General features: G+C 62.7%; 11 protein-coding genes and 1 pseudogene. 9 read left to right on the top strand and 3 right to left on the bottom strand.

Annotated features, from left to right (window positions below):
* The first annotated feature begins 115 nt into the window (after nt 1-115).
* The 6 genes from NKH41_RS33115 to NKH41_RS33140 all read left to right on the top strand — a co-directional run bounded on the left by NKH41_RS33115 (nt 116) and on the right by NKH41_RS33140 (nt 4,045).
* On the top strand, nt 116-1,057 hold the full coding sequence (locus NKH41_RS33115; RefSeq protein ID WP_352468579.1) for a DUF2493 domain-containing protein: 942 nt from the start codon (nt 116-118) through the stop codon (nt 1,055-1,057).
* 62 nt (nt 1,058-1,119) lie between these two features.
* Entirely contained in the window at nt 1,120-1,380 is a 261-nt protein-coding gene (locus NKH41_RS33120) for a type II toxin-antitoxin system prevent-host-death family antitoxin (protein WP_352468578.1), read from the top strand.
* Nucleotides 1,367-1,789, top strand: a complete 423-nt coding sequence (locus NKH41_RS33125) for a hypothetical protein (protein WP_031195560.1) — start codon at nt 1,367-1,369, stop codon at nt 1,787-1,789. The genes NKH41_RS33120 and NKH41_RS33125 overlap by 14 nt, the downstream gene beginning before the upstream one ends.
* A gap of 290 nt (nt 1,790-2,079) precedes the next feature.
* On the top strand, nt 2,080-2,613 hold the full coding sequence (locus tag NKH41_RS33130) for a TIR domain-containing protein (RefSeq protein WP_023723229.1): 534 nt from the start codon (nt 2,080-2,082) through the stop codon (nt 2,611-2,613).
* A 708-nt stretch (nt 2,614-3,321) separates the two neighbouring features.
* On the top strand, nt 3,322-3,645 hold the full coding sequence (locus NKH41_RS33135) for a DUF736 domain-containing protein (protein ID WP_006205585.1): 324 nt from the start codon (nt 3,322-3,324) through the stop codon (nt 3,643-3,645).
* Between the two features lie 58 nt (nt 3,646-3,703).
* Nucleotides 3,704-4,045, top strand: coding sequence for a hypothetical protein (locus NKH41_RS33140; RefSeq protein WP_352468575.1), 342 nt, complete (start codon nt 3,704-3,706; stop codon nt 4,043-4,045).
* Between the two features lie 119 nt (nt 4,046-4,164).
* On the opposite strand, the gene NKH41_RS33145 is transcribed toward NKH41_RS33140, so the two are convergent.
* Nucleotides 4,165-4,572 (bottom strand): hypothetical protein, encoded by a 408-nt coding sequence (locus NKH41_RS33145; RefSeq protein WP_352468574.1) that lies wholly within the window; start codon nt 4,570-4,572, stop codon nt 4,165-4,167.
* On the bottom strand, nt 4,569-5,309 hold the full coding sequence (locus tag NKH41_RS33150) for a nucleotide-binding protein (protein ID WP_352518112.1): 741 nt from the start codon (nt 5,307-5,309) through the stop codon (nt 4,569-4,571). Before NKH41_RS33150 ends, NKH41_RS33145 begins: the two co-directional genes overlap by 4 nt.
* 415 nt (nt 5,310-5,724) lie before the next feature.
* Here NKH41_RS33150 and NKH41_RS33155 point away from each other — a divergent pair, with 415 nt between their 5' ends.
* From NKH41_RS33155 to NKH41_RS33165, 3 genes are all read left to right on the top strand, one after another.
* Nucleotides 5,725-6,132, top strand: a complete 408-nt coding sequence (locus NKH41_RS33155) for a hypothetical protein (protein WP_023723225.1) — start codon at nt 5,725-5,727, stop codon at nt 6,130-6,132.
* Nucleotides 6,129-8,369, top strand: a complete 2,241-nt coding sequence (locus tag NKH41_RS33160; RefSeq protein ID WP_352468573.1) for a relaxase/mobilization nuclease domain-containing protein — start codon at nt 6,129-6,131, stop codon at nt 8,367-8,369. The genes NKH41_RS33155 and NKH41_RS33160 overlap by 4 nt, the downstream gene beginning before the upstream one ends.
* Nucleotides 8,370-8,767: 398 nt before the next feature.
* Nucleotides 8,768-9,766 (top strand): NAD(P)H-dependent flavin oxidoreductase, encoded by a 999-nt coding sequence (locus NKH41_RS33165; protein ID WP_036246111.1) that lies wholly within the window; start codon nt 8,768-8,770, stop codon nt 9,764-9,766.
* On the opposite strand, the pseudogene NKH41_RS33170 reads toward NKH41_RS33165, so the two are convergent.
* A pseudogene (locus tag NKH41_RS33170) lies at nt 9,754-10,509 on the bottom strand (IS5 family transposase). The gene NKH41_RS33165 and the pseudogene NKH41_RS33170 sit on opposite strands and share 13 nt — an antisense overlap.
* Nucleotides 10,510-10,674: the final 165 nt, after the last annotated feature.

The raw sequence follows: 10,674 nt of genomic DNA on the forward strand, positions 1-10,674 counted from the left end.
CCGGCGGGGCCGCCCTCCGCTGGCGCCCGGCCCTGCGGGGCGGCCGCGGCGGGGGCGGGGCCGGGATGCGCGGACCGGCCGCTATGGGCGCGGCCACAACCGACGGAGACACGCCGTGACCTACGAGCTTCCTCTCGACGACGCCTACGAGCCCTACCACGCCTCCTCGCCGACCGACCGCGTCATCCTCGAACTGCAGATGTACGGCCACCGTCCGCATCAGGACGAACCTGATCCTCGGCCACTTCCCGACGACGAGGTGATCCGGACTGGCCTCGCCGGGATCGTCGAGACCTTGGCCGGCATGCTCGGCGACACCAGGCTCGAACCCGATCTCGACGACCTGCTCTGGTCGTTCGCAAACGTCTTCCACCGTGCCGCCGAGCGCGTCGCCCGCAGCCTCGACCGCAACGAGGAGGCCCAGCGCTTGAGCCAGCAGGAACAGGACGGTTCCGAGGTGAAGTCGGTCGAGCTGGAACGGCTCACCGCCGAGGGCATCACCTACATCGAGCGCCGCAACGTGCTGGAAATCATGCGCGATGAGGCTGCCGACCTCTACGAGGCACAAACCGGATCGGCATGGCGGCCGCGCACCGGCTCCAAGGTCTCCCACCAGGCGATGACCGCTTCGGTGATCGACTCCAGAGACTTCCTCGCCGCCCGCCGCCACGCCGAAACCGAGGTGCTCGTTCCTGCCGGCACCAAGATTGCCTTCGCCGGTGGTCTCGACTGCAACGATCACGACCGGATCTGGAACGCGCTCGACAAGGCCCGCGAGAAGCATCCCGACATGGTCCTGCTCCACGGCGGCAGCCCGCGTGGCGCCGAACGCATCGCCGCCTGCTGGGCCGAGAACCGCAAGGTCACCCAGATCGCCTTCAAGCCGGACTGGACCCGGCACGCCAAGGCGGCTCCGTTCCGCCGCAACGACCAGCTTCTCTCGGTGGTGCCCTACGGCCTGATCGTCTTTCCCGGCTCCGGCATCACCGAGAACCTTGCCGACAAGGCGCGTCGGCTCGGCATCCCCGTGTGGCGGTTCGCGGAGGACGGCGCGTGAGCGCCGTTTTCTTGCAAATCTAGAAAATCCAGATAATATGGAGATCGATAAGGAGTCCAGCCATGCGCCAGTTCACGACGGGGGATCTCAACAAGCAGGTTGGCGACGTCACCGACGTTGCCAGCCGCGAACCCGTTATTCTTACCAAGCACCGGAAACCCCGGTTCGTGCTGATGAGTTACGAGCACTACGAACGGATGCGCATCGGCGGCGATCCCCGCCGCGCATACCGTGTCTCCGAGATGCCGGAGGAACACACGGAACTCTTCGCCGCCGAGATCGACCGATTGGCGCGCGGGGAAGGATACGATGAGGAGCGGTAGATTCCTGCCTGGTCAGGTGATCTCCTACCCGTATCTTTGGGCATGGCAACACGAGCGCGGCGAAACGGAAGACCGCAAGAGCCGGCCCACCTGCGTGGTCATCGCTGTCCGCGGCGCAAGAGATGGCCTGACCCATCTCGCGCTCCTGGCGATAACCACCCAGCCACCAACCAGCGATCGGGTCGGTTTGGAAATCTCCACTATCGAGTGCCGCCGCGCCGGTCTGACCGATCTCAAACGCTGCTGGATCGTGGTTGACGAATACAACTACGATATTGCCGAACGCTCCTGGTACATCGAAGCCGACGGTAAGCCCCTCGGTCGTTTCAGCAAGGCATTCATGATGAAAATCGCAGGCGCCTTTATCGAAGGGCGCAGCGAGGGCCGCCGCGTCAGCCGTCTGGATTGACGTTCTCTTTCGCGGCCATGCGCTCGATCCAGGACGTGAGCCTCTGGCTGGCCGACAAAGACCACTAGCTCCAAGCGCGAAGCGCAACTAGCCAGATGCGCGTAGCGCCTCCGGCAGCTGCAGGATCCGGGCGCGCCGGCCTGCGGCCGGCCGGGCTCTCGTCGCGGCGTCCCGCCGCTTCCCGAGCCAGCTTTGCCGTCTCGGCCTTCGGGTGACGATCCCTCGCGCAGGGCCAGGGGAGAGGGCGGCCGGCGCGGGGCGGGGGACGCGGGAGAGAAGGGAAAGTCACCATGTCGATGATATTCATAGGTGGATCACGCGACATATTCGAGCTGCCGGAACCTGCCATCGCTCGCATCGGCGCAATCGTTGCTGCCGAGCACGGCGTGCTGGTTGGCGACGCGCCTGGAGCCGATGCCGAGGCGCAGGGCCTGCTCGCCGGCTACAAGTACGAGCACGTCGGGGTCTTCCATGCCGGCAAGGAACCCCGCAACAATCTGGGCGACTGGGCCGCCTACCATGTTCCTTCTCCTGAAGGAGCTCACGAGCACTGGTTCCACGCCGCCAAGGACCGGGAGATGGTGCGGCGCGCCGACTTTGGGATGATGGTCTGGGACGGCGCATCACCGGGCACGGCCGTCAACGTGCTTCGGCTCGCCATCGCGAACAAGCCGTGCGTCATTTACGATCTGGCCAGGGGCCGGATGGCGACCACGTACAATGTGGAAGACTGGTGCGCGATGCTCCGCCATGCTGATCCGGACATTCGCCGCCAAGCCGAAGCCCGCATGACGCCGGATGAGCGTCTAACGTTGCCAGGATGATGGATGCGGTCCTGCCGACAGGCCCTGCGGGTTCAATCCGATATGTGATCCGGCTCCTCGCCGCCTAACCACTTGTATGAGCGGACGGAGCCGGCCCCTTTCGAAACCGGTCCACGCGCAGAGCCGCGGGGCGTTGTACGGATGGTTCATCTTGACCCGTCTCGCATCTGAAGCGGGTGAAAGTGTGCCGAACATCCTGGCTTGCTTGGTCATCCAACCTGGCTGCGAGGCATCGCCCAGAGGGCGTGAAGTTCGCTGCCAGTCGGCTCCGATCTCGAAACCGCTGTGACGCCATACCGAACGCGCTAGGCGGTTCACGCGCCATGCTGCTGTTTGAGGCATTGACGACGCAGGCGACATGACCCGAGAGGCTGCAGCCTGTTCCTGCGATCCGGCAGCATTGCGTCGGCGGTCAAGCGATGGCGGCCTGAGGTCTTGTCCATCTGCCGCATCCGGGGCCATTCCCGTTTCATGTCGCCTTTGTAGACGACCGCCTGCTTTGTGCGGTCAACCCCCGTTGGGGGTACACTCGGCGAATATTCAGGAAAATTCGATTTCTGTTTTTTGTCTGCGGGCAGGCGAAGGGCCTGCCCGCTATTTTTGGGCAAATAGAATTTTCCAGAATTTTCGCCGAGATGACCGCAGCAGGACGGCCCTCTCCTTTGGCGCCATCGGGAATGGTCCCGATGCAACCGAAGGAGAACTACCATGGCCACCACGATCGCAAACCTCACCACCAAGGCCGACGGCTCGATGGAAGGCGTCTTCGCCACGCTCCGGGTCAATGCCCCGATCACCCTCATCCCGAACACCAACAAGTCGCGCGAGGACGCCCCCGACTACCGGATCGTCAACAAGCGCACGGGCTTCGAGATCGGAGCCGGCTGGCACCGCATCTCCCAGCGTTCGGGCGAGGAATACCTCTCGGTCAAGCTGGAGGCCCCCGAGATCGGCGTCATCTTCGGCAATCTCGCTCCCGCCCCGGGTGGCGAGGAAAACAAGAAGGTCATCCTCTGGAACAACCCCCAGTGAGGCATTGGTGGCCGGCCCCTCGAGGGGCCGGCTTCCCCACCGGCAAAAGGAGGTTGCAATGAGCCGCTACACCATCACTGTCACTGGCACCGTCACCGGAAAAGTCCGCTCGGATCCAGACGCTGTCATCGGTTACGACCCACCGCTTCGCACCTACTTCCTGCAAGCGTTCCCCCACGAAGTGACCGACGAGTCCGCGCTCTGGCTTGGCACCCGCGATCACGCGTCCGAAGCGCTTGAGGATCTTCGCCATGCAGCCATCTCACACGGCTACGACTTCATGCCGCTGTCGCCCAAACTGACCGCAAAGCTGGTCGACGACAAAGCGGCAGCCAGCGGGCGTCCGGTGCGAGACGCAATCCTCGGCGAGGTGCTGAAACACCTCAACCAACCCAAGTAGGCAAACACGTCTCAAGGGCCCCCGACGGAGTGCTCCGTCGCGGGCCCTTTTTTTGCGCGTCGCAAAAGAGCCACGAACATCACCCGTCGCGGCATGCGATAGCGACTCCCGACCGCTGATTATTCCTTCGGCAGTTTGTGCTTATGAATGCGGATATAATCCTGCACAGCCTTTCGCAGCAGTTCGGTCATGCTGTGCCCGTTGCTGATCGCCAGCAACTTGAACTGCCGCTGCTCCGCAGCCGTCAGGTAGTAACCGCAGCGGATCATCTCCTCCTCGCGAATCTTCTTTCCGGCGATGGGGTCCTTTTTCTGACCCTGCCGCAGCAGCTTGCGAAAATCGGGCCCGGCTGCCGGGGACGGCTTTGTCGGTTCCTGCATCTGTGGCGTAGCTTGCTGCCTGGTCCCTGACGTCTCGACCTTTGGTGGGATGAACAGGCTCGGCAGCGCTGGCGGCTGCGTGGAGATGGCCTTCATCATGCGGGCTTTCTTGTCGTCACCGGGTTTCGGCGCGGTTTCTTCACTCATGCCGCGTTCCTTGTGGCTTCGATGAAGGTTTGCAGAAGGTCGTCAAAGACCCCTTCGCTCTCGGCAACCGCCTTCGCGTCAGGCAGCTCGGGGCTGTAAAGGGTCTGCCCGGTCTGAAGGTCGCGGTAGGCAACGCGATTGTGCAGGACGTGTTCTGCAATGGGCGTGCCGTTGGCCTGGATGATGGCGCGCAGTTCGGTCAGAGCTCGCGCCCTGCCATCGATGATGGTCTGCTTGGTCAGCACGAATATCGCTGGCAACGGTCTCCCCCGGCTCTCGACCGCCAGTGGGATGTAGTGGTCGGTGATCTGGATGGCGGCGGTCACATCGTCGAGGGCAAAATAGACCGGCACGACGACAATATCGGCGGCGAAGAGCCCGGCCATGAGGTTATCGTTTGTGGTGCCTTCCGTATCGATCAAGACGACCGAGCGTTCACCGTTGTGAGTGGCTGCCGCGCGGAGGATTTCCTGCGGGGTCATCGCGCTCACTATCTGGAGCGTGTCAGGACAATTGCCAGCGTCGCCCAGCATCTGGAACCAGCGATTCATGTTCTGCCGCCGATCGCCGTCGATAAGGGTGACCGAATAGCCCCGATGCAGCGCGACGGATGCGAGGGCGCGCAGCATCGTCGATTTGCCAGTGCCGCCCTTGGGGATCGCAGCGGATATGATCATGGGGGCCTCCTTCCGGCGTTGTCTCCTTGTTTCCATGTTAACATGGAAACAAGTCAACATGGAACAATATCACGGTCGAGACATGGTGACATAGTCAACGGGGAAGACTGGTTTGGCAACCCAGGCGCGCACCAATAAGGGCTCGTTCACGGTGCGGTTTTTGCGCAGCTGCTATCTGCAGCGAAGGAATAGGTCCGGTGGCCCATCGACTGCGCATTTCCGACTACGCATCAGAGGGCGGATGTTTCCATGTTAACATGGAAACAAGTCCTCAACGCATCATAGACACACTACATCAAGTCACGATGGAAACACATCGCGACCGGCCCGCTGCGGTTGACAACTGGGCTGGTGAGAAAGGAACGTCGGCTTTGTCCTTTTCCATCTCCTCTGGCAGGATAGCCTATTTTGTGATACACACAAAATAGGCGGCGCGGCCCTGTCGGGCCTTAGCGCCCGCAAGCGGGCTTGAGAGATGGATGCAGGCGCCCAGAAAGCAGCGGTACAGAACGCGTCACGACGCTACGGCGAGGTGACGCACATCCGGTTTTCGGCTGACGAGCTGGCCAACCTTAAAGCCATTGCGGAGCGAGACGGCGTTACCGTCAGCGAGGTCGTCCGGCGTCTGGTGCGGGCAGAGGTCGGGCATCTGCCTATCGCATCAGAGGCGTTGCGGCCGGCGATCGTGGACATGACCGATCAGCTGCGGCGCGTTGGCATCAATTTCAATCAGGCCGTGCGCGCCATGAACGACGGCCGTGTTGCCCACGATGAGGATCTTGAACAGGCGCTGGTCGCCGTGGGCAACCTGGTGCGGCAGTTTCGCGAGGAACTGAAGGCGATGACTGGCGGGTCACGCAAGGCGAGGGAGGCCAGGCCATGAGCGGTCGTCTTGCTGGCTACGCGGCCGAAATCGAACGCTATCTGCGGGGCGAGTCCGGCGTGAAGCGTGAGGAGCTCGACGACGACAAGTCCGTGACGGGCATCCGACGCGCGGCCGGTGAATTCCAGGTGATGAAGAGTTATGAGCGGACCGGTGGCGGCGGACGCCTCGGGCAAGGAGGCGGCTCGACGGCAGGTGGCGGCAGGAGCGCCCATTGTTCGTCGCCGGGAGGATTGGGGGCGGCGGGGAGCTCCATGTCCAGCAGGGCACCGAAGTCCACTGCTGCTGCGAGTTCGCCCAAGGCCGCTAGCGCGCCGATCATGATCTATGGCGTCACGCTCGCCGGTTTCCGGCCGGAAGAGGAGGAGGAAGACTGGAAGCGGCGCGGCGGCGGTGGTCGTGGTGCTGTTCGTCCGAGCGGTACGGCACGAGCGGCGCGGACGGGCTATCAGGCGCGGGCCGTGGCGGCACGGGCAGGCTATGCGGCGGGCGCGCAGCCTGCCGTGTTCAAGGTCATGCCCAATCCGCCATCGACCAAGGAAGCTGCCGCCCGGCTGCTCAATTACATCGGGAAGCGCGAGGACGAAAAAGGCGAGAAACACGACATCGAGATTTTCGACGAGGACGGGCAGGTGCTTGCGACAGGTGCCGCAAGAAAGGCGTTCCTGGAATCGTTTTGCGAGACGTTCGAACCGCCCTTGGAAAACACCAATTTTATCGAGGTTCGCTTCGATCTCGCTAGCGAGGTCACCGATGCCGCCTTGAGCGAGGCGCTGAGCAAGGCCTTCGGGGCAAAACCGTTCATCTATGCGCAGGATGGACAGACGGTGGAGGTTTACGCGCATACCGATGAGCGGGCCGGACCGCTTGCCAAGGTGCTCGCCGGCGGTCGGGAAAAAAATTCGCGCAGCAAGGCGCTCGACAAGATCGAAGCGCGCCTGTCTGAAGCCATGGGCGAGGCGGGGGTGGTCGCCAAGGCAGAGGTAACGGCGGCCGTGAGCCGTGAACCCAAAGCGAAATATTTCCTGCAGAAGTTCATCCGCACCCACAGCCACATCCGCCACGCAAATGGCGAGCCTGTGCCTGCTGTGAAAAGCTCCACCAAGGCGGCGGCTTCGATCTATGAACAATGGCGCCCGCAGTTTTCGGGGCGTGAGCGGCGCAATGCCTATCACCTGCTTTTCTCGGCAAGAGCCGGCACCGATGCCAACGCCGTCATGGCTGCGGCGCGCGCCGTGCTCGAGGAGCGAGCGCCAGGATACAAGTTCGTCCTGGCGCATCACAAGGACACCAAGCACGTCCATATCCATGCGATGGTGCAGGCACGCTCTGCCGACGGCGAGCGCCTCAAATTCAACAAGCCAGATCTGGTGGCCTGGCGCGAGGCCTTTGCTGAAAAGGCACGCGAGAACGGCATTGCGATGGTGGCGACGCGGCGCATGGACCATGCGATGACGCGTCCGTTCACGAAGGAGCATGCCGGAGCCTACAGCCGCGCCCAGAGCGATCCGCGCTACCAGGTCAGCGCCAGGACGATCGAGCGGGTGGAGGCCAAGCGGCAACGCCGTTTGGATGGGCAATCCCTTGTCGTGAACGGCGATGCTATCGCTGCCGCATGGCAAAAGACTGTGACGACGATGCGGGCCGCGGGCGTAGTCGGTCAGGCTCTCACGGCAGCGGAGTCGATCGGCAACAATTTTCTGCAGTTCCGTCGCGACCGGACAGGGGAGGGGCAGCCAGGTCCTGCCGCGGGTCGCGGAGCTGATCAATCGGGGCAAAAGTCTTTCCTGTCCCATCCCGGTATGAGAGAATTGAATGCACTGCTAGGAGATTTGAACATGGCGCAAACCCCCTTGGAAATGCGGCGTCAGATGGCCCGCGTCAATCAGGCTCTGGACAACATGCGCGAGACGCTGCCGCCGGCCCATCAAGGACAGTTCGAACAGTATCGTGAAGAGGTGAACGACAAGATGCACGACCGTCTCGCGCGGCTACAATTCGAGCGGCAGCAGCAGCGTCGTGGTGGTGGCGGTGGCGAGCCGATCCCCGAGCGCGAGCCGCGAGGGCGAGACCTTCCAACTCGAGACGATCCCCGCGAGCCGGAGCAGCCGCGCACCGGCACCGAGCAGGAGAAGGTGGCAGCCAAGCAGAAGGACGCCAACAAACAGAAGGCACGGCAGTCGGAAGAGCAGGACCGCAAGACCCAGCGCTCAAATGATAACGATTACGAGCGCTGAGCCGAGCTCACTGCCGCCTGCGGCTAAAGAGACCGAGAGTGTTAGTGACCTCATGTGCCGAGGCCCATTTGGCGCCTACGAGATTCAGGATGATGGCCACGCAGATCTCACGCCGCGCATGATCTTGAAATCTGCTTTGTGCCGCATTGCAGGATGGACCGAAGCTAAGGCTGTGACAGGCTGGTTTTCAGGTCCGTCCAGGTAACCGCAGCGCCATTGGATCGATCGGTGACGGGCTCGAAGCCCGGTCGTAAGTTTGCTGATGGGTTAGGGTCCGGACTCATAACCGTCGGTCGACTGCGCTGGCGGCTCTGGTTGCCGTTAATCGCGGGGCGCTGAGCGGGGCTCGATAGGATCAACCGAACCTGCGATACTCAAGGCAATCTGTTGGAGTGATGATGCGCATCGTAACCCGTCTCACTGATCGGCTTAAACTGCAGCATCCGATCATCAGCGCGCCGATGGCATTCGCATCGGGCGGGGAACTCGCAGGTGCGGTCAGTTCAGCCGGAGGGCTTGGTCTTATCGGCGGCGGCTATGGCGACGCTGATTGGCTGACGCGAGAGTTCGAGCGATCTGGCAACCGACCTGTCGGCTGCGGCTTCATAACTTGGTCACTCGCCAGGAACCCGCGCCTGCTCGATAAGGCCTTGGAGCGGCGACCAAGTGCGATTTTCCTATCCTTTGGCGACCCGGCGCCTTTTTCGCCGGCGATACGGGCCGCCGGGGTCCCCTTGATCTGCCAGGTCCAGAGCCTCGACGACGCGCGCCGCGCTCTTGATGCCGGAGCCGACATTGTCGTCGCCCAAGGCGCGGAAGCCGGCGGTCACGGTGAGAAGCGAGCGACATTCACATTTGTTCCGGAGGTCGCGAACTTGGTACGGCGACGGGCGCCGGACACGCTCATCTGCGCGGCCGGTGGCATCGCCGATGGTCGTGGGCTTGCAGCGGCGCTGATGCTTGGCGCTGATGGCGTCGTGATGGGATCACGTTTCTGGGCCTCGTTGGAGGCTCTCGTTCATCCAAATCTGCACCAGGCTGCCCTTGCCGCGACCGGAGACGACACGGTTCGAACCTCGGTGATGGACCTAGCGCGCCGCCTGGATTGGCCATCGCGGTTTTCACTGCGCGTTCGGAAGAATGCTTTTACGGAAGCCTGGCACGGCAATGAGGCCCATCTCCTCGCCGACATTGACGCGCAGTCCGCTGCCTACCGGGAAGCGTGGGCAAGCGGCGATCCCACAATAGCCGCGATCATGATTGGTGAGGCCGCCGGCCTCATCCACGACATCGAGCCGGCGAGTGACATACTCCTTCGCACCGTTTCTGAAGCGATCACCCTGCTTCAGGGCGCAAGTTCGCTTCTGTTTGTCGAGGACAACTGTCACAGCCAGTAACTGACCGTAGCGGCTAGGCAGACGGCAGCGAGGAAGTTCGTGGCCGATCGATCGTATCTGGTGGCGATGCGGCGGAAATCCTTGAGCCGTCCGAACATGCGCTCGATGGCGTTGCGATCACGGTAGAGGAACGGGGAGAAGCAGTTCTTCCAGCGCCGGTTGGCTTCGGCGGAATGTTCGGCATCGCCCCTTTAGCCTAGACCTGTGGCGAATGGCATTGGTATCATAGCCCTTGTCGGCGTGCAGGATCGGGCTCTTGGGCATCTGCTCCAGAAGCAAATCTCCGGCGCTGCAATCGGCGACCTGGCCACCGGTCAAGAGGAAAGCGATCGGGCGGCACAGGCCATCGGTCAGGGCGTGGATCTTCGTGGTTCGCCCACCGCGCGACCGGCCGATCGCCTGATTTTGCTCCCCCCTTTGCCGCCAGAAGCGCAGCGATGCGCCTTCACGGCCGAAGAGTCGATCAGGACCTCAGCCGGAGGACCGCCAGCCGAGGCCAGGGCGTGGAAGATGTCGACCCAAACGCCTTTGGCAGCCCATCGGACAAAGCTATTGTAGAGCGTCTTTCTCGGCCCGTAGACTTGCGGGGCATCGACCCAGCGGCCGCCGGACTTGAGGACATGGACGATGCCGCTAATCGCTCGGCGGTCATCGACTCTTGGCTTGCCGCGCGTGTCGGTTGGCAGCAGCGCCTGCGGCCGCGAAACCTGCTCCTCCGTCAGCCAGAAATAATCGCGATTCATTTGTGGCCTCCCTTTGGAGACCGTGACTCATAAAACCACCGTCAGTGGAATCCCTTTATGGGTCCGGATCCTAGCCTGAAAAATTCATGGGGGTTGGTGGATGTGGCGCAAGCCGTTGAAATGACGTAGGATTTGGTTGCTTAAGCCGATCCGAACCATTTCCCG

It is taken from the genome of Mesorhizobium sp. M1169 (assembly GCF_040318345.1).
Taxonomy (GTDB): Bacteria; Pseudomonadota; Alphaproteobacteria; order Rhizobiales; family Rhizobiaceae; genus Mesorhizobium.